A 17,162-nucleotide genomic window follows, 5' to 3' on the forward strand; every position below is an offset into this window, starting at 1 on the left:
TGGGAGCGAGCTTGCTCGCGAAGAGGGCGTTGCAGTCGATGGATTTACTGCGTCTGGAATATAGCCTTCGCGAGCANGGGAGCGAGCTTGCTCGCGAAGAGGTCGGTACAGTCGATGGGTTTTCTGTGTATGGAATATAGCTTTCGCGAGCAAGCTCGCTCCCACGGGTGTTTTTCCAGTGAGATGTTGAGTTCATCGCTGCATGACACGCCTCGACACTCACCGGATGAAACCGGACCTTGTCTCCGGCCTTCAATTGCCCTAGCTGCCACAGGTCCGCTTCGATGATGGTCACCGGGCACACGAATCCGCCCAGGCTGGGTCCATCCGGGCCCAGGATTACCGGCATGTCGCCGGTGAAATCCACCGCGCCTATCGCATAGGGGTTGTCGTGAATGTTGGACGGGTGCAACCCCGCCTCGCCACCATCTGCACGCACCCATTCGGGTTTGGGGCCGATCAGACGTACGCCGGTGCGGCTGGAGTTGAAATGCACTTCCCAGTCGGTCGCAAAAAACCTCTCGATGTACGCTTCGGTGAAGTATTCCGGGGCCGCATGCGGGCCGTAAATGACCCTCATCCGGCGGATATCTGTCAGCGCTTCAAGGGCTTCATCGGCAATCCGTTGTCCCGCACTGCGTTCCACCAGAGGCGCGATGTGCAGCACATCGCCGGCCCTCAGCGCGCGACCTCCGTGACCGCCGAACTGGCCGAGGGTAAAGGTACTTTTGCTGCCCAGATAATCCGGCACGTCGAGCCCACCGCGCACGCACAGGTAGCTGCGTACACCGGCACCTGCGATGGTGCCCAGCGACAACGTCGACCCGGCGTGCACCAGAAGCGCGGTGTTCATGGCACAGGATTGCCCATCGACGGTGATCGGGATATGCGCACCGGTCACTGCGACCACCGCATCGGTGTTGAAACGCAATAACGGCCCGCTCATGGTGATTTCCAGCGCAGCGCATCCTTCGGGGTTACCCAGCAGGCCATTGCCCTGGCGCAACGCGCGGCTGTCCATCGGACCGGATGGCGGTACGCCGACCGCCCAGTAGCCCAGTCGTCCCGGATAATCCTGAACGCTGGTCTGCGTGCCGCCGCTCAACACCTCGAAGGTGTCAGCGTGATACACCAGATCTTCCAGGCAGCGGGTCCACGGCTGGCCACTGGCGAACGGCGCGTCGGCAATGATCTGGCGCAGATAGTCGCGATTGGTTTCCACACCGTACAGACGCGTTTCGTTCAGCGCATCGATCAGTCCGGCGCTGGCGTCCTCACGGGTCGGTGCCCAACGGATCAGCTTGGCGATCATCGGGTCGAAGTACGGCGGTATCTCGCAGCCGGCCTCGACCCAAGTGTCGATACGTAGCGTTCGGCCATCGGCAGGCGGGAAATCAGCCGCAGTCAGCAAGCCAGGGCAGGGCTGAAAGTCACGCCCCGGATCTTCCGCGTACAGCCGCGCCTGAATCGCATGGCCAACCGGTTTCAGGCCGGCCTGCAACTGATCCAGCGGCGGTAGATCACCGGCAGCCAGTTGCACCATCCAGCTGACCAGATCCACGCCCCAGACCTGCTCTGTGACGCCGTGCTCGACCTGCAAGCGTGTGTTCACTTCCAGAAAATAGAAGCGCTGATCGTCACTGTCGAAGACGAACTCGACCGTCCCGGCGCTGCGATAATTGACTGCCCTGGCGAGTTTGACAGCCGCTGCGCAGAGTTCTTCGGCCATGCCGTGCGGCAGGTTCGGGGCCGGGGTTTCTTCCAGTACTTTCTGATTGCGCCGCTGTACCGAGCAGTCGCGTACGCCGAGCGCCAGCACCTCGCCCTGGCCGTCACCGAACACCTGTACTTCCAGATGGCGCGCGCGCTGGATGTATTTCTCGATGAACACACCCGCGTCGCTGAAATTGTTCTGGCCAAGGCGCTTCACCGCCTCGAACGAGTCGGCCAGTTCTTCAGCGCTGCGGCACACTCGCATGCCGATCCCGCCACCGCCTGCAGTGCTCTTGAGCATGACCGGATAGCCGATGGTACGGGCCGCCGCGATGGCTGATTCAAGGCTGTCGAGCAGTTCGGTGCCTTCCAGCATGGGCACGCCATGCTGTCTGGCCAGTGCGCGAGCAGTGTGCTTGAGGCCGAATACGCGCAGTTGCTCGGGCGTTGGCCCGACGAAGGCGATACCGGCGTCTTCGCAGGCTTGAGCGAACGCGGCGTTTTCGGAGAGGAACCCGTAGCCGGGATGAATGGCTTTGGCGCCGCTGGCTTTGGCAATGGCGAGGATCTTGTCCACCGCCAGATAGGTTCCGGCTGCGCCACCTTCGCCCAGGCTGTGGGCTTCGTCGGCCTGCATCAGGTGCAGGCTGGCAGCGTCGGCTTCGGAATACACCGCCACGCCCTTGACCTGCAAGGTACGCAGGGTCCGCAGGATGCGGCAGGCAATGGCGCCACGGTTGGCGATCAGCAGTTTGTCGAACATGGCATAACCCCGGAAACCCAGTCGCGCTCGGTTTCGTGATGGGAAGCGGGCCGTCCCGCTATTGATCAATCTACGCAACGGTCGTCCGTTGCTGAGGGCAGGTGCCGGGTCAGTCGCGAATCAACAGCTGCGCAGGCGTCGGGTTGTAGCCATTGCAGGGGTTGTTGAGCTGCGGACAGTTGGAAATCAGCACGATCACGTCCATTTCAGCGCGCAGCTCGACGTATTTGCCGGGCGCGGAAATACCGTCTTCGAAGGTCAGGCCGCCTTCGGCTGTCACCGGTACGTTCATGAAAAAATTGATGTTCGGACCGATGTCGGCCTTGCTCAGGCGGCCGTCATGCACGCAGGCGCGCAGGTAGTTGTCGCGGCAGCTGTGCATGTAGCGCTTTTCCAGGGCGTAGCGCACGGTGTTGCTTTCTTGCGCGCACGCGCCACCGAGTGTGTCGTGGCGACCGCAGGTGTCATCGACAATGGTCAGCATCGGCTGGCCGAGGTTGGAAAACAGCACGCTGCCGGTGGTCAGGTACACGCTGTTCTGGCGGCGCAGGGTGCGCTGCACATCGTAGCGCTCACGCGGGTTGCTCAGGCTGAAAAACAGCGTGTCGACGGCCTGGTTGCCTTGCAGATCGAGGATGCGCACGGTCTGCCCGGCCTTGACTTCGGCCAGGAACGGCTCGCCTGCCGGTATGGTTGCGTCGCAGCAAAGGTGAGTGTGTGAATTCATGACAGGGCTCCTCAGGCGAACAGGCGGTCGGTGTTGATGAAGCCGCGCTCGTTTTCCGGGCGCGATGTACGGCAGTGCTCGGCAACGCTGGCGTCGGCCTTCATCCAGCTGAGCTTGAGCGGTTGCGGGGCATATTCCGGGTTGGGGTCCATCGGGTGTTGCAGCGCGGTCAGTACCACCAGCGTGTCCATTGGTGCGTAGAGTTCGATGTAGTCACCGGCCTTGGAGTTGTTCGGCGCGAAGTGCAGGGTTCCTGTCTCGTCGACATCGACACGGCTGAACAGGTTGAGGGTCATCAACAGGTCGGACAGCCCCAGCCCCCATTTGCCCAGCTCGACCAGCAGGTTGTCGACGCCGTTTCGGAAGAAGCCGTTGCGCAATTCCTGATAACGGCCCTGGCCATATTTTTCAGCGACTTCCTGCGCATTGAGCACGCCGCCGATGCTGTCGCTCCAGCCGCAGGTGTCAGTGACGATGGCCGCCAGCACTCGGCCCATGTCCGAATACAGGCAATGACCGTTGCTCAGGCGAGCGGTGTGCTGGCATTTGAGGCTGTCGGGCAGGTTCAGCCGCTCGGTTTTTTCGTGGGCGTTGAGCAGGGTCAGGCTGACGTTGGCGTTGCCGTGCAGGTCGGTCAGGCGCAGCAATTCACCGCGCTTGAGGACGAACGAACGATGGCCGCCACCGGGCAGCAGTTCTTCGGCGAAAACCGGATAAAGCGTGGTTGAGTCAGTCATTGAACGGGCTCCTCTGAAACGTTGAGCAGCGAATCGATGGCGGCGCGCTCGGCGCGGCGTTCGCTGTTGAGGGGGATGTCGTAAGTGATGCGCGCGCCATAGGCTCCGGGCGCGTGCGGGTCGTGGCGCACCTTGTCGAATACCAGCAGGCGGGTGCCGAGGTTGAAGCCTTCGGACAGGTCGTGGGTGACCATGAACACGGTCAGTTTCGTTTCGCGCCACAGGTCCAGCAGCAGGTGATGCATGTCCTTGCGGATACCGGGGTCGAGCGCGCCGAACGGCTCGTCCAGCAGCAGGACGCGGGGTTTCATGATCAGCGCCTGGGCAATCGCCAGTCGCTGTTGCATGCCGCCGGACAATTGCGTCGGGTACTTGTCCAGCGCATGCCCCAGGCCGACCTTGCCGAGCAACTGTGCGGCGTGCTCGCGCGCCTCGTTTTTTGCCTGGCCGAACAGACGGCCGAGCCAGGGCGAGCGGGGCAGCTCCAGACCCAGTGCCACGTTGTCGAGCACCGACAGGTGAGGGAATACCGAATAGCGCTGAAACACCACGCCTCGGCTGGCATCCGGCTCATTGCGCAGCGCCGTCCCGTCCAGCGTGATCAGACCGCGACTGGGGGTTTCCTGACCCAGCAACAGGCGCAGAAAGGTCGATTTGCCGCAGCCCGACGCACCGACCAGCGTGCAGAACTCGCCTTCGGCCACGTCCAGGTTGAGGCCCTCGAGCACCACTTGGTCGGCGTATTGCTGCCAGACATTGCGCACACTGATAAAGCTCATGCCCGCGCTCCTTCGTACCAGGGAAAGGCACGTCGGGTCAGGGCCTTCAGACCCCAGTCCATCAGCCAGGCGAGCAGGGTGATCCACACCACATAGGGCAGAATCACGTCCATCGCCAGATAGCGCCGCACCAGGAAGATCCGGTAGCCCAGACCGTCAGTCGAGGCAATCGCCTCGGCGGCGATCAGGAACAGCCACGCCGAACCCAGCACCAGGCGCAAAGCGATCAACAGGCGTGGCAGCAATTGCGGCAGGATCACCCGCAGGATCAGTGTCCAGGTCGAGGCGCCGAGGGTTTGCGCCTTGATCAGCAGTTCGATCGGGATTTCACGGGCTCGCTGTTCCAGATCACGGGCCAGAATCGGTGTGATACCGATCACGATCAGCACCACCTTCGACAACTCGCCCAGACCGAACACGATGAACAGAATCGGCAGAATGGCCAGCGGCGGCACCATCGACAGTACCGTCAGCAAGGGCGACAGCGTTGCGCCGCACAACGGCAGGATGCCCGCTGCGATGCCCAGACACAGACCCAACAGCGCGCTGATCCCCAAGCCGATGGCCAGGCGTTGCAGGCTCGATGCGCTGTCCTGCCACAGCAGGTAGTCACCGCTGCGCGGGTCGGCAACGAACGCCATGCGCTTGACCGCATCGGCCATCTGTACCGCGCTGGGCAGCAGTTTGTCGCTGGGGTTTTCCGCAAGCCGGGTGGCCGAGCCCATGAAATAGGCGAACAGCAACAGGGCGAACGGCAGGATCACCAGTATCAGGCGACCGGCACGATCCGGATGGCGGTTTATCAAACGCATGGCAATGACCTTTCTACTGAACGTGATTTACAGCTTGCCGTCGACGGCCATCTGCACGTAGCTGGGGTCAAAGTGCAGCTTGAGATTGCCCTTGTCGCCGAGCATCACGCCATTGGCGAACGACATGCCGACCGCATCGGCATCGCGTGCGCCTTCGCCGAGCAAACCGTGGGCGAACGAGAAGTCAGCCACCTTGCGCTGGGTGTCCGGCAGCTGTTTGCTGGTCGCGAACTCAAGGGCTTCCTTGGGCGTGGCAAACAGCTTGGTGGTGTCCAGTTGCGCCTGGAAGCCGGCCAGATCGGTCCCCGATGCCTTGGCCATGTGTTCCAGCGCAGCCTTGCTCTGAGCGTTTTTGGCGTTCATCAGCGCGACCACTTCAAACCAGGCGCCAGTCAGGGCCTTGCCCAGGGCCGGGTTGTCTTTCAAGGTCTGAGTGTTGACGACCATCATGTCCATGATCTCGCCAGGAATCTGGCTGGAGTTGAACACTTCGGTGACGCCGGGCCTGGCCTTGATGTCCGAAAGCATCGGGTTCCAGGTGGTGACCGCCTGTACATCGTCAGTATTGAAGGCTGCCGAGATATCGGCATCCGAGGTATTGACCACCTTGAGGTCTTTTTCACTGAGCTTGACGCTGTCCAGCGCTCGGGCCAGCAGGTAGTGGGAGACCGACAGTTCGACCAGATTGACGTCCATGCCTTTCAGATCGGCGACTTTCTTGCCTTCGCCCTTGAGCACGATGCCGTCATTGCCATTGGAGAAGTCGCTGACGATCAGTGCCGTGCTTTCCACGCCACCTGCGGCCGGGATGGTCAGGGCGTCCATGTTGGTCATGGTGCAGCCATCGAACTGGCCGGCGGTGTACTGATTGATGGATTCGACGTAGTCGTTGAGCTGGGTGACATCGATCTTGATGCCGTACTTTTTCGCCCACTTGTCGACGATGCCCTGGCTACCCGCGTATTCCCACGGCATCCAGCCTGCGTAGATGGTCCAGCAGACGTTGAAGTGATCTTTCTGGGCGGCATTCGCCGAGAGGCTCAACGCAGCAAGCAGGCCTGCCGTCAGCAGGCCGAAGAGACGAGACTTTTGCATGTTGAGAAATCTCCAGTAGTGAAAAAAGGCGGCCAGGAGCAACGTGACACCACTGGTGTCCCTGTCTCCCGGGCTTTTGTCCCGCCGTGTAACCTCTACTGGAGGTCGCCAACTCTCGGACCAGCCACTTGCCTGGCGGCAAGCCGGAACCCTAGTCGGCTATTGCAAATTGTGGTGCCGCGAACCTGTGTTGACTCCTGCACGCCCATCATCAAGCGAGAGTTGTGCCAACTTGTGCCGCGCCTTGTTTTTCAAGGGCCGGGCGAGTCGTCTTCGGTCATCTGTCGCAGGAGTCGCCTTGTGCTGGTGCGAGGGCGCACCGTGATGAGGCAACGGTGGGTGAAATGTTTTGTAGCATCTTTGTAGAACGTTGAAATACGCCTGCAGGCCTTGGTTGCAGAGCCTTTGCGAGACAGTGACGGGCCATTCATGGCCAGGCCTCGACGCTGCCCCAAGGCACTAGAGTGCCTTTTCGATGTCAGATAATTCGTCCGCCAACCGCTTTGGCGGACGCCGACCAGCGTCGCTGGATTGGCCCAATCGCGGTCCAGGAGGCCGCCATGTATCGAAGACCCTTGCTTATCACGTTGCTGACCCTTTTCCTTTCCGGTTGCTACGCAGGTCCCGGTTACTACGAATCCGATGTGTACACGCAGCCGACTGTCGTTGGCGGCGCCTACGCGTATGACAATGGCTACCGCTCTACCTACTACCAGGAGCGACGCATCTACGTGGCGCCTCAACCGCGCTATTACACCCAGCCTCGCTACTACGCCCCGGCACCCCGTTATTACGCGCCACCGCCCCCGCCGCGCTACTACCAGCCGGGACGTCCACCGGGTTATGGCTGGAGAAACGATGGCTTTGGCCGCAATGACGGCTTTCGCGGCAATGGTGGCTTCGGCCGCAACGACGGCTTCCGCGGCGATCGAGGTAACCGTGGCTGGGATGACCACGGTGGGCGTGGCGGACGGGATGGCCGTGATCATGGAAGAGGTGGGCGCGGCGACGGTCGTGGTGGGCATCGATAGCTGAAGTCTGCGTGCTCACTGTCATGCCAACGCAGCAAACTGACTGCTGTGAACTGACCAGCGTGCCGATGCCCCGCGTCGGCACGCTCTTCTTTAGGCTCTGCGTCCGATTTTGAGGGCGCATGTCGCAACCGGCATTGACTTTGCGGCCCGGCTTTCCTAGTGTCCGCGCATTGTTTTTACCGGATGTAACCATGACTAGCGACGACCGCATCAAGCTTGAGCCCAGCTGGAAAAACGCCCTGCGTGACGAATTCGAACAACCCTACATGGCTCAATTGCGCGAGTTTCTGCGTCAGGAGCACGCGGCCGGCAAGGAAATCTATCCGCCCGGGCCACTGATCTTCAATGCGTTGAACTCCACGCCGCTGGATAACGTGAAAGTGGTCATCCTTGGCCAGGACCCGTATCACGGACCGAATCAGGCGCATGGCCTGTGCTTCTCGGTGCAACCGGGTGTGCCGACGCCGCCATCGCTGGTCAACATCTACAAAGAGCTGAAACGCGACCTGAACATCGATATTCCGAACCACGGTTGCCTGCAATCCTGGGCTGATCAGGGCGTTTTGTTGCTGAACACCACCCTCACTGTCGAGCGCGCCAACGCGGCTTCCCATGCAGGAAAAGGCTGGCAGCACTTCACCGACCGTATCATTCAAGTGGTCAGCGAGCATCAGCCGCATCTGGTGTTCCTGCTGTGGGGCGCTCATGCGCAGAGCAAGCAGAAACTGGTCGATGCGACCAAGCATCTGGTGCTGACCTCCGTCCATCCGTCGCCGTTGTCAGCCTACAAAGGCTTCCTGGGCAATGGACACTTCGGACGGGCCAACAAGTACCTTGAGCAAAACGGCATTGCGCCGATTGACTGGCGCTTGCCTGCGCTTTGATTTGAGAGGATTCCAGCGACCTGTTCAGTCAGCGAGCCGTTTGCTCCAGCGCCGGTACAACGGCTCGGCAAGAAACAGCACGAACAGCAGGCGCATGACCTGCATGGCCGTGACCAGCGGCACCGACAGTTGCAGCACTTCGGCGGTCAGGCTCATCTCTGCGATGCCGCCGGGCATCATGCCCAGCGTCAGCGAACGCAGGTCCAGGTGGGTGAGGGCGCTCAGCGCCAGTGCCGCCAGCGCGGCGATCAGCATGGTCAAGGCAGTGCCCAGCAGCGTGCGCGCGAGGAACGATGGCGCACGCCGAAAGAACTCCCGATTGAAATGACAACCCAGCCCGCTGCCGATCAGTAACTGACCGAGCTGACTGGCACCGTTGGGCAGGCCGATCTTCAGATCCCAGACCACGCTCGCCACGGCACTGAGCAACAGCGGGCCGAACAGCCAGGGATTGGGCTGTTTGAGACGTTGCCACAGCCAGGCCAGCGCAGCCCCGAGCGGCAGCAGAACGGCCAGCCAGCGCCAGTCCACGATGCTGGCATGCAGGGCGGGTGCGCCATCACCCAGCAGGTATTTGAAGATCGCCGGCACGCACAGTACTACGGCAAGTACCCGCAGACTTTGCGCGGCAGCGACACTGCTCAGTGTTGCACCGTTACGTGCGCCGAGGTTGACCATCTCCCCGGAACCGCCCGGCATGCTGGAGAAGAACGCGGTAGGGCGATCCTCTCCGGTACGCAGCATCAGCCACACGCCGACCAGGCAAGACAGACTGGTGACCAGGGCTCCAATGAAAATCAGCCCGAAATGCGCCAGTACCTGTTCGATGACCACCGGCGTGAAGTGCAGGCCGATGCCAATCCCGATGATCAACTGACCGAATTTGCGACCGCCGGGAATCTGCGCCAGTTGCCAGGGTGTCAGGCAGCGCACCAGGATGATTGCCAGCAACGAGCCCACCATCCACGGCAACGGCCAGCCGACCTGGCTGGCGAGGTAGCCGCCCAGCAGGCCGACCAGCGGCGTTGCCCACCATTGGCGCAGAGACGAATCAGCCATGCGCCGCAGCGGCCTGCTGTCTGGCGCGCTTGCGCCAGATGCGCAGCAGCGGGAACAGCAGCATGAACACGGTCACCACCCAGACCCCGAGAGTGATCGGGCTGGACCAGAGGATCCCCAGTTCGCCGTTGGAGATCGACAGGGCGCGACGCAGGTTCTGCTCCATCAGACCGCCAAGGATGAACCCGAGCAGGATCGGCGACAGCGGGAAGTCCAGCTTGCGCAGGATGTAGCCGAAGATACCGATACCGACCATCAGGAACAGGTCGAACGTGGTGGCGTGCACCGCATACACACCGATGCCGGTGATGATCGCAATCACCGGGACCAGTGCCCAGTTAGGTACGGCAAGGATGCGCGTAAAAAGGCGAATCATCGGGATGTTGAGGATCACCAGCATGATGTTGGCGATGAACAACGACGCGATCAGGCCCCAGACGATGTCCGGCTGCTGTTGAAACAGCATCGGGCCGGGCGTGATGTTGTACAGCGACAAGGCGCCGATCATTACCGCCGTGGTGCCTGAACCCGGCACGCCCAGCGTCAGCATCGGCACCAGGGCGCCGCAGGCCGTTGCGCCGATGGCTGTCTCGGGTGCGGCCAGGCCACGCATGTCGCCCTGGCCGAACTTGCCGCTGGCGCCGGCGATGCGTTTTTCCGTCATGTAAGCGACCGCGCTGGCCAGCGTCGCACCGGCGCCAGGCAATACGCCAAGGATGAACCCCAGCAGACCGCAGCGAATGTTCACCACGAACACGGCAGCGGCTTCCTTGACGTTGAACATCATGCGCCCGGTGGCCTTGACGGCCTCCTGACCGCGATGGGTCTTCTCCAGCAGCAAAAGGATTTCGCTGATCGAAAACAGGCCCAGCACCAGCACCACGAACTGAATGCCATCGGTGAGGTGAATATTGTCGCCCGTGAAACGGTATACCCCGCTGTTGGCATCGATACCTACTGCAGACAGGAACAGCCCGATCAGCGCGGCAATGAACGTCTTCAACGGCCGGTCACCGGCCATCCCGCCCAGACAGACGATCGCGAAGACCATCAGCACGAAGTATTCCGCCGGGCCGAAGGCAATCGCCCATTTGGCGAGCAGGGGCGCGAACAGCACCATGCCGCAGGTGGCGATGAACGCGCCGATGAACGAGCTCCATGCCGACAGCGACAGTGCAACGCCAGCCAGGCCCTGGCGGGCCATCGGGTAGCCGTCCAGGGTGGTCATCACGGTGGACGCTTCACCCGGGATATTCAGCAGGATCGAGCTGATACGCCCGCCGTATTCGCAGCCCAGGTAGACGGCTGCCAGCAGAATCAGCGCCGATTCGGGCGGCAGGCCCAGTGCGAAAGCGATAGGGATCAGCAGCGCCACACCGTTGATCGGTCCAAGCCCCGGCAGCAGGCCGACGACAGTACCGATCAATGTTCCGCACAGCGCCGTGATCAGGTTGTAAGGCGTCAGGGCGACACCGAAGCCTTGGCCCAGATAACCGAAAGTATCCATTTTAATTCTCCAGAACGCTGAGCAGGCCCAAAGGCAGGGGGACGTCCATGGCCTTGTCGAACAGCAGGTACAGGCCGACGCTCATCAGAATCACCACCACCACGCTCGGCAGCCAGCGACCGCCATACAGGCGCGCCATGGGAATGCCAATCAGAATGCTGCTGAGGATGAAGCCCAGCGGTTCGAACAGCCCTGCGAATATCAGTAGCAGGATGATGCACACGCCGATCTTGATCAGGGTCTCGCGATCCAGCTCCGGGTCTTCCTCGGTGTGCACGATGGGCGTGGGTCTGATCAGCAGGTACAGCAGGGCGACGCTCATCAGCCCGAGCATCAGCAGCGGGAAGGCGCGTGGTCCGACCGGTTCATAGGAAAAAGGTGCCTGATAAGGCCAGGCCATGAGGGCCAGGCCTGCGCATGCCAGTAACAGCAGGCCAGCGAAGATGCGTTGTATGACCATGAGAAGCTCCTGAGTCGCGCCCCTGCAGCGGGTGCAACTGAATGTCAGTCAATTGAGTTCAATTACTGAATCAGGCCGAATTCCTTGGCCATCAGCTTGTAGTCGGCGACCTGCTTTTTGACGTAGGTGTCCAGTTCCGCGCCGGTCATGGCGAACGGGAACAGCTCGCGCTGGTCGCGCAGTTTGGCGAAGTCCTCGGAAGCCAGGATCTTGTCGAACGAGGCTTTCCACCAGTTGTAGTCTTCGTCGCTGACCTTCGGCCCGAGGTAGAAGCCACGTACCACCGGCCAGACGATGTCGTAGCCCTGTTCCTTGGCGGTGGGGATGTCTTTCATTTCAGGTTCGTCGATACGCTTTTCGGCGAACACCGCTAGCAGGCGCATATCGCCGCTCAGAATGTGCGGCATGGAGTCGGAAATATCGGTACTGCCCACCTGGATGTGGCCGCCGAGCAGCGCGGTGGCGATTTCACCGCCGCCTTCGAGTGCCACGTAGCGCAGTGCGCGCGGGTTGATGCCGGCGGCCTTGGCGATCAATGCTGTCTGCATCCAGTCCTGGCTGCCCACGGTGCCGCCTGAGCCGATCACGACTTTGCTCGGGTCGGCTTTCAGCGCCTGGACCAGATCGTCGAGATTCTTGTAGGGCGAGTCGCTCTTCACTGCGATGGCGCCATAGCTGGTGCCCACGGCGGCGAGCCAGCGCACTGCGTTCTCATCGAAACGACCGAATTTGCCCTGCGCCAGATTGAGCAGCGAACCGCTGGACCACGCGACCAGTGTGCCGGCATCGGCGGGGCGCTGCGCAACGACGGCGTTGTAGGCCACCGCGCCGACACCGCCTGGCATGTAGGTGACGCGCATCGGCGAGGTCAGAATCTTCTCGTTGATCAGCGCGCTCTGCACCAGTTTGCAGGTCAGGTCGAATCCGCCACCTGGCGAGGCAGGGGCAATGCATTCCGGACGTTTGGGTTCGGCAAGCAACTGGCTGGCAATCAGCATGCACCCAGCGGTAGCGGCTATGTGGCGCAGGGAAAATTTCATGTTCAGTCTCCAGGGATATTGTTGTTTTTGGCAGAGAGAAGCTGTTCACCATGCGCTTTTGTCACGCGCACGGGAAAACCTGTGTGCTGTGTCACAGGGGTGGGCGTTTGCGCTGAAGTGGTGTTTTGAAGCAGGTGGCGTGAGGAGCGCGCAGAGCAGTCCTCGACGGGAGGTGCTCCATGGGCTGGCAAGCCTGGACGGGCGTAGACATGACGTGACTCCGTTTAGCAATTTATTGTTTTTATTGTTCAGACGCATCCGGGCGCCTGTTTTTTACGTACCCTTTTATCGGGTCGTCTCGCGATGCTAAACGACAAACCTTTCGTAAACCTTTCAGTTGCCTTTCACGTCTTGACTAGCGAGCCGCGAATCGTTTCTGCCCTTCACAGACGGCGGCCGGCCTGTAAACTCCACCGCCACGAGCCTCGATACCCAGATCGATAACAACAGTGACAATCAGGAGACGGCGATGCGTGTTCTTCTTGTGGAAGATCATCTGCAATTGGCTGAAAGTGTCGCGCAGGCGCTCAAAAGCGCGGGTTTGACCGTTGATGTGCTGCATGATGGCGTGGCTGCCGACCTGGCATTGAACAGCGAGGAGTACGCGGTCGCCATTCTCGATGTCGGGTTGCCGCGCATGGACGGCTTTGAAGTGCTGGCGCGTCTGCGAGCGCGCAGCAAAAACCTGCCGGTGCTGATGCTGACGGCGCGCAGTGACGTCAAGGACCGGGTCCACGGCCTGAATCTGGGTGCCGACGACTACCTGGCCAAGCCTTTCGAACTCTCCGAGCTGGAGGCCAGGGTCAAGGCTTTGCTGCGGCGCAGCGTGCTGGGTGGCGAGCGGCAACAGCGCTGCGGCGTGCTGGCCTACGATCTGGACACGCGGCGTTTCACACTCGGCGAAGAGCTGCTGACCCTGACCTCTCGCGAACAGGCAGTGCTGGAAGCGCTTATCGCCCGGCCGGGTCGGGTGATGAGCAAGGAGCAACTGGCGGCGCAGGTGTTCGGGCTCGATGAAGAAGCCAGCCCCGACGCCATCGAGATCTATGTCCATCGTCTGCGCAAAAAGCTCGACGGGCATTCCGTGGCGATCGTGACCTTTCGCGGTCTGGGGTATCTGCTGGAAAGCCGCGATGATTAACGACAGCCTGCGCTGGCGGTTGTTGTGGAACCTGGCCCTGCTGCTGGTGGTGTTGATGCTGGCCAGCGGCATGAGCGCTTACTGGAATGGCCGCGAAGTGGCCGACACCGCCTATGACCGTACGTTGCTGGCTTCCGCGCGAACCATCGCTGCCGGCCTGACCCAGCGTGATGGCACGCTGAGCGCCGACATTCCCTACGTGGCGCTGGATACCTTCGCCTACGACAGCGAAGGGCGCATCTACTATCAGGTCAATGACATTCATCAGAAGCTGATTTCCGGTTATGAAAACCTGCCTTCGCCGCCGCCCGGTACCTTGCGTACCGACGATTACCCGGCCCTGGCGAAATTTTATAACGGGATCTATCAGGGCCAGGATGTGCGGGTTGTCAGTCTGCTCAAACCGGTGACCGACCCGGGCATGAACGGCACCGCTGAAATCCGCGTCGCCGAAACCCAGGAGGCGCGCAAGGGCATGGCGCGCAGCCTGATGGCCGACACATTGCTGCGCCTGGGCATGCTCGGAGGGGGCGCGCTGCTGCTGGTCTGGTTCACGGTCAGCGCGGCATTGCGACCGCTGGAGCGCCTGCGCACCGCCGTCGAGGAGCGTCAGCCGGATGATCTGCGCGCCTTGCCGATGGTTGAAGTGCAGCACGAGCTGCGTCCGTTGGTGGGGGCGCTGAACCACTTCACCGAACGATTGCGCGTGCAGTTCGAGCGCCAGGCGCAATTCATCGCCGATGCCGCCCACGAACTGCGCACGCCGCTGGCCGCCTTGAAGGCGCGGGTCGAGCTGGGGCTGCGCGAACACGACCCGGAGCATTGGCGCAGCACGCTGGAGTCGGCGGCGCTCGGCACCGATCGACTCACGCATCTGGCCAACCAGCTGCTGTCCCTGGCACGCATCGAAAACGGCGCCAGGGCCATCGCCGAGGGCGGGGCGCAACAGCTGGACCTCAGTCAATTGGCCAGAGAGCTGGGCATGGCCATGGCACCGTTGGCTCATTCCCGGGGCGTTGCGCTGGCGCTGGAGGCTGACGAGCCGGTCTGGCTGCGCGGCGAGCCGACCTTGCTGAACGAGTTGCTGAGCAATCTGATCGACAACGCGCTGGCCCATACCTCGCCGGGCGGCAACGTCGTGTTGCGCGTCTATGCGCCGGGCGTCCTGGAGGTCGAGGATGATGGTCCCGGCATTCCGCCCGATGAGCGTGAGCGGGTCTTCGAGCGTTTTTATCGCCGCAGCCAGCAGGGCAGTGGTGCCGGGCTCGGGCTGGCGATTGTGGGCGAAATCTGCCGGGCACATCTGGCCAGGATCACCTTGCACGAGGGGGCTGAGCGTGGCTTGAAGGTAAGGGTCAGTTTCAGCGCCACCTGATGGGGCGAAACTAGTAGAGCATGCTCTTGGCTTCGTCCATCTGGGCGCTGAGCACGCCTTCGCCTCTGGCGAGCCTCAGCTGGCTGTAGGCAGGCAGGTCGACCATTTCGATGAGGCTGAAGGGATGGTCGGTATTCCTATGGATATGCACCGTGGCGATCTGTACCAGGTCGGTGTAGTCAGGGCTTTTCGAGACGCGCGCGAAGTTCTGGAACTGGCCCGGCACACAGGCCAGCGGCTCGGGGAAATCCCATGAGCGCAGCAGGCGCTCGCCGATGACCGGGTGGATGCTGTCGATTACGTGGTTGAGGCTGATCGGGTCGGACAGCAGCTCGTAATGGTCTTCGGCATAGGTCAGGATCGGCAGGATCCCGATCAGGTGGATCAGCCCGGCGAGCGTGGCCTGATCGGGTTTCAGACTGGTGTAGTGCTGACACAGGGTGTAGCTGATACCGGCCACCTGCAGGCTTTGCTTCCAGATATCGCGCATCTTCTGCTCGATGACCGGCGACTTGGCGTGGAACATCTGCTCGACCACCAGGCCGATGGCCAGGTTGCAGGTGTAGTTGACGCCCAGGCGTCGAATCGCGGTATTGACGTCGCTGACTTCAAAATTCGGGCGCAGCAGGGGGCTGTTCGCAACCTTGATAAGGCGCGCGGAAAGGGCTGTATCGCTACCGATGACCTTGCTCAGGGCCGAAATACTGATCTCGGTGTCCTCTGCAGCCAGGCGAATCCTCAGTGCCACTTCCGGCAGGGTGGGGAGAAACAAGGCATCTCTGTCGATGGCCTTGATCAAGTTTCTCTGCACCTCGTCAGCCATCTTGCTCATGTTGCATCTCGCAGCTGTTGGGGGTGTCCAGAGTTATCCGCGCGCTCTTCAGAGCGCCAGGCTGTACTGGATCGCTCTAAAGACACTAGGAAGCTGAATGTGTTCGTCTGCTAGCGCTGAGTTTCGAGTTTGCTGTCCAGTGTGTAGGGCAGTTCACTCATTTGCAGCGCCGCGCCTTCTGGCGAACCAAGATTGATACGACCGTCTTCTGCCGCATCACCCTGCAATACCGCGAGCAGCTCGATGTTCTGCCCATCCTGTGCCGCAATGACGACGTTGCCCACTGCGCTGGCATGCACCGGTGAGAACAGTGCCGTACCGGGCTGCGGGATCTCTTCGCCGCTCAGGGTCAGGCGGTAAAGCCTGCGCTTTAGTTTGCCAAGATATTGCATTCTGGCAACGATTTCCTGGCCGGTGTAGCAGCCTTTCTTGAAGCTGACGCCGCCAACCGCTTGCAGATTGATCATCTGCGGAATGAATTCTTCGCGGGTGTTGCCGAACACCTGGCCGATACCGACACGGATCTGGCCCAGCAGCCAGTCGTTCAGCGGGGCTTCGCTCAACTGCGATGCCAGACGCGCTTTGATGCTGTCTGCCTGTGCGCTGCGCACCCAGAGCTCGGCCCGACCTGGCGAGACGCGGATCGCGATCAGATCATCGGCGCGCACCACGCTATCGGTTTCCTGTGGCAGATCCAGCCCCAGGCTGACCAGCGCAGCGTCCCCGTCCTGCAGACCGAAGCGCACCCAGTCTGCGCTTTCATCCGTGAGCTTCGATTTGGAGAACACTGCGTATTTGCGCAGGTCGAGCAATTGCGCCTCGATCAGTTCGCCAGCCATCGCCAACAGGCAACCGTCGCCCTCGAACACGATGCGAAAACTCGACTGCATCCGGCCTTTCTGCGTGCAACGGGCACCCAGGCTGGATTTGTCTTCATTCAGATAATTGAGGTTGCACGTCAGCTGACCCTGAAGAAACTTGCTGGCATCCACGCCGCGAACGGCGAGAACGCCCTCATGGGTTAGCGTGCAGAAAAAAGCTGTGTGGGCCATGGTCATCGCAGATTGGGAAAAAAGTCCGGGGGCACATCATAGTGCCGAGTCGAGGTTATGCATACGGGTACATGAAAACTGCTGCGACCATTGCGAGATTCGCGCGCCCGGCTCACGGCTGTATACTTGCCGCCTACTTTGAGGAGCGCTCC

At 61.4% G+C, this 17,162-nt stretch carries 15 protein-coding genes, 1 pseudogene and 1 riboswitch; of the genes and pseudogenes, 4 read left to right on the top strand and 12 right to left on the bottom strand.

The window, feature by feature from the left end; genetic code table 11:
* From AO388_RS14800 to AO388_RS14825, 6 genes and pseudogenes are all read right to left on the bottom strand, one after another.
* A pseudogene (locus tag AO388_RS14800) lies at positions 1-2,476 on the bottom strand (5-oxoprolinase/urea amidolyase family protein); the annotation flags it as partial.
* Positions 2,477-2,585: 109 nt separating this feature from the next.
* Positions 2,586-3,203, bottom strand: a complete 618-nt coding sequence (locus AO388_RS14805) for an urea amidolyase associated protein UAAP2 (protein WP_002554928.1) — start codon at positions 3,201-3,203, stop codon at positions 2,586-2,588.
* Positions 3,204-3,214: 11 nt separating this feature from the next.
* The gene (locus AO388_RS14810; protein ID WP_003363757.1) at positions 3,215-3,940 is read right to left on the bottom strand and encodes an urea amidolyase associated protein UAAP1; all 726 of its coding nucleotides are present in this window, start codon (positions 3,938-3,940) and stop codon (positions 3,215-3,217) included.
* A complete protein-coding gene (locus AO388_RS14815; RefSeq protein ID WP_003431337.1) occupies positions 3,937-4,719 on the bottom strand; it encodes an ABC transporter ATP-binding protein in 783 nt (260 codons plus the stop codon). Before AO388_RS14815 ends, AO388_RS14810 begins: the two co-directional genes overlap by 4 nt.
* Positions 4,716-5,531: an ABC transporter permease gene (locus AO388_RS14820; protein WP_058416667.1), complete on the bottom strand. Its 816-nt coding sequence runs from the start codon at positions 5,529-5,531 to the stop codon at positions 4,716-4,718. The genes AO388_RS14815 and AO388_RS14820 overlap by 4 nt, the downstream gene beginning before the upstream one ends.
* Before the next feature lie 27 nt (positions 5,532-5,558).
* Entirely contained in the window at positions 5,559-6,626 is a 1,068-nt protein-coding gene (locus AO388_RS14825; protein WP_003363752.1) for a putative urea ABC transporter substrate-binding protein, read from the bottom strand.
* Positions 6,627-6,689: 63 nt separating this feature from the next.
* A riboswitch (guanidine-I (ykkC/yxkD leader) is annotated at positions 6,690-6,792 on the bottom strand.
* A gap of 478 nt (positions 6,793-7,270) precedes the next feature.
* Between AO388_RS14825 and AO388_RS27530 the strand changes: the two genes are divergently transcribed.
* Both AO388_RS27530 and ung read left to right on the top strand, forming a co-directional pair.
* Positions 7,271-7,657 carry a hypothetical protein gene (locus tag AO388_RS27530; protein WP_161632673.1) on the top strand — a complete coding sequence of 129 codons (387 nt, stop codon included), beginning with the start codon at positions 7,271-7,273 and terminating at the stop codon, positions 7,655-7,657.
* Between the two features lie 194 nt (positions 7,658-7,851).
* Positions 7,852-8,544 (top strand): uracil-DNA glycosylase, encoded by a 693-nt coding sequence (gene ung / locus AO388_RS14830; protein ID WP_003405314.1) that lies wholly within the window; start codon positions 7,852-7,854, stop codon positions 8,542-8,544.
* A 24-nt stretch (positions 8,545-8,568) separates the two neighbouring features.
* On the opposite strand, the gene AO388_RS14835 is transcribed toward ung, so the two are convergent.
* From AO388_RS14835 to AO388_RS14850, 4 genes are all read right to left on the bottom strand, one after another.
* Positions 8,569-9,603: an AbrB family transcriptional regulator gene (locus AO388_RS14835; RefSeq protein WP_003431330.1), complete on the bottom strand. Its 1,035-nt coding sequence runs from the start codon at positions 9,601-9,603 to the stop codon at positions 8,569-8,571.
* Positions 9,596-11,110, bottom strand: a complete 1,515-nt coding sequence (locus AO388_RS14840) for a tripartite tricarboxylate transporter permease (protein ID WP_003363746.1) — start codon at positions 11,108-11,110, stop codon at positions 9,596-9,598. The genes AO388_RS14835 and AO388_RS14840 overlap by 8 nt, the downstream gene beginning before the upstream one ends.
* Before the next feature lies 1 nt (position 11,111).
* Positions 11,112-11,570, bottom strand: coding sequence for a tripartite tricarboxylate transporter TctB family protein (locus tag AO388_RS14845; RefSeq protein WP_003431329.1), 459 nt, complete (start codon positions 11,568-11,570; stop codon positions 11,112-11,114).
* A 62-nt stretch (positions 11,571-11,632) separates the two neighbouring features.
* On the bottom strand, positions 11,633-12,616 hold the full coding sequence (locus AO388_RS14850; protein WP_170846027.1) for a Bug family tripartite tricarboxylate transporter substrate binding protein: 984 nt from the start codon (positions 12,614-12,616) through the stop codon (positions 11,633-11,635).
* 463 nt (positions 12,617-13,079) lie between these two features.
* Here AO388_RS14850 and AO388_RS14855 point away from each other — a divergent pair, with 463 nt between their 5' ends.
* Complete coding sequence (locus AO388_RS14855) at positions 13,080-13,751, top strand: response regulator (protein ID WP_003363740.1); 672 nt, start codon at positions 13,080-13,082, stop codon at positions 13,749-13,751.
* Entirely contained in the window at positions 13,744-15,126 is a 1,383-nt protein-coding gene (locus AO388_RS14860; protein WP_003431327.1) for a sensor histidine kinase, read from the top strand. Before AO388_RS14855 ends, AO388_RS14860 begins: the two co-directional genes overlap by 8 nt.
* Before the next feature lie 10 nt (positions 15,127-15,136).
* Here AO388_RS14860 and AO388_RS14865 read toward each other — a convergent pair whose 3' ends face one another.
* A complete protein-coding gene (locus tag AO388_RS14865; RefSeq protein ID WP_003431326.1) occupies positions 15,137-15,958 on the bottom strand; it encodes an HDOD domain-containing protein in 822 nt (273 codons plus the stop codon).
* A 110-nt stretch (positions 15,959-16,068) separates the two neighbouring features.
* Positions 16,069-17,010 carry a CAF17-like 4Fe-4S cluster assembly/insertion protein YgfZ gene (ygfZ, locus tag AO388_RS14870; RefSeq protein ID WP_058416734.1) on the bottom strand — a complete coding sequence of 314 codons (942 nt, stop codon included), beginning with the start codon at positions 17,008-17,010 and terminating at the stop codon, positions 16,069-16,071.
* Between the last annotated feature and the right edge of the window lie 152 nt (positions 17,011-17,162).

The sequence above is a fragment of the Pseudomonas sp. ICMP 10191 genome, from assembly GCF_001467335.1.
GTDB classification, from domain to species: Bacteria; Pseudomonadota; Gammaproteobacteria; order Pseudomonadales; family Pseudomonadaceae; genus Aquipseudomonas; species Aquipseudomonas cerasi.

Coding starts and splice junctions, on each gene's coding strand:
- AO388_RS14805 (WP_002554928.1), bottom strand. CDS start 3,203: ATGAATTCACACACTCACCTTTGCTGCGACGCAACCATACCGGCAGGC.
- AO388_RS14810 (WP_003363757.1), bottom strand. CDS start 3,940: ATGACTGACTCAACCACGCTTTATCCGGTTTTCGCCGAAGAACTGCTG.
- AO388_RS14815 (WP_003431337.1), bottom strand. CDS start 4,719: ATGAGCTTTATCAGTGTGCGCAATGTCTGGCAGCAATACGCCGACCAA.
- AO388_RS14820 (WP_058416667.1), bottom strand. CDS start 5,531: ATGCGTTTGATAAACCGCCATCCGGATCGTGCCGGTCGCCTGATACTG.
- AO388_RS14825 (WP_003363752.1), bottom strand. CDS start 6,626: ATGCAAAAGTCTCGTCTCTTCGGCCTGCTGACGGCAGGCCTGCTTGCT.
- ung (WP_003405314.1), top strand. CDS start 7,852: ATGACTAGCGACGACCGCATCAAGCTTGAGCCCAGCTGGAAAAACGCC.
- AO388_RS14835 (WP_003431330.1), bottom strand. CDS start 9,603: ATGGCTGATTCGTCTCTGCGCCAATGGTGGGCAACGCCGCTGGTCGGC.
- AO388_RS14840 (WP_003363746.1), bottom strand. CDS start 11,110: ATGGATACTTTCGGTTATCTGGGCCAAGGCTTCGGTGTCGCCCTGACG.
- AO388_RS14845 (WP_003431329.1), bottom strand. CDS start 11,570: ATGGTCATACAACGCATCTTCGCTGGCCTGCTGTTACTGGCATGCGCA.
- AO388_RS14855 (WP_003363740.1), top strand. CDS start 13,080: ATGCGTGTTCTTCTTGTGGAAGATCATCTGCAATTGGCTGAAAGTGTC.
- AO388_RS14860 (WP_003431327.1), top strand. CDS start 13,744: ATGATTAACGACAGCCTGCGCTGGCGGTTGTTGTGGAACCTGGCCCTG.
- AO388_RS14865 (WP_003431326.1), bottom strand. CDS start 15,958: ATGAGCAAGATGGCTGACGAGGTGCAGAGAAACTTGATCAAGGCCATC.
- ygfZ (WP_058416734.1), bottom strand. CDS start 17,010: ATGGCCCACACAGCTTTTTTCTGCACGCTAACCCATGAGGGCGTTCTC.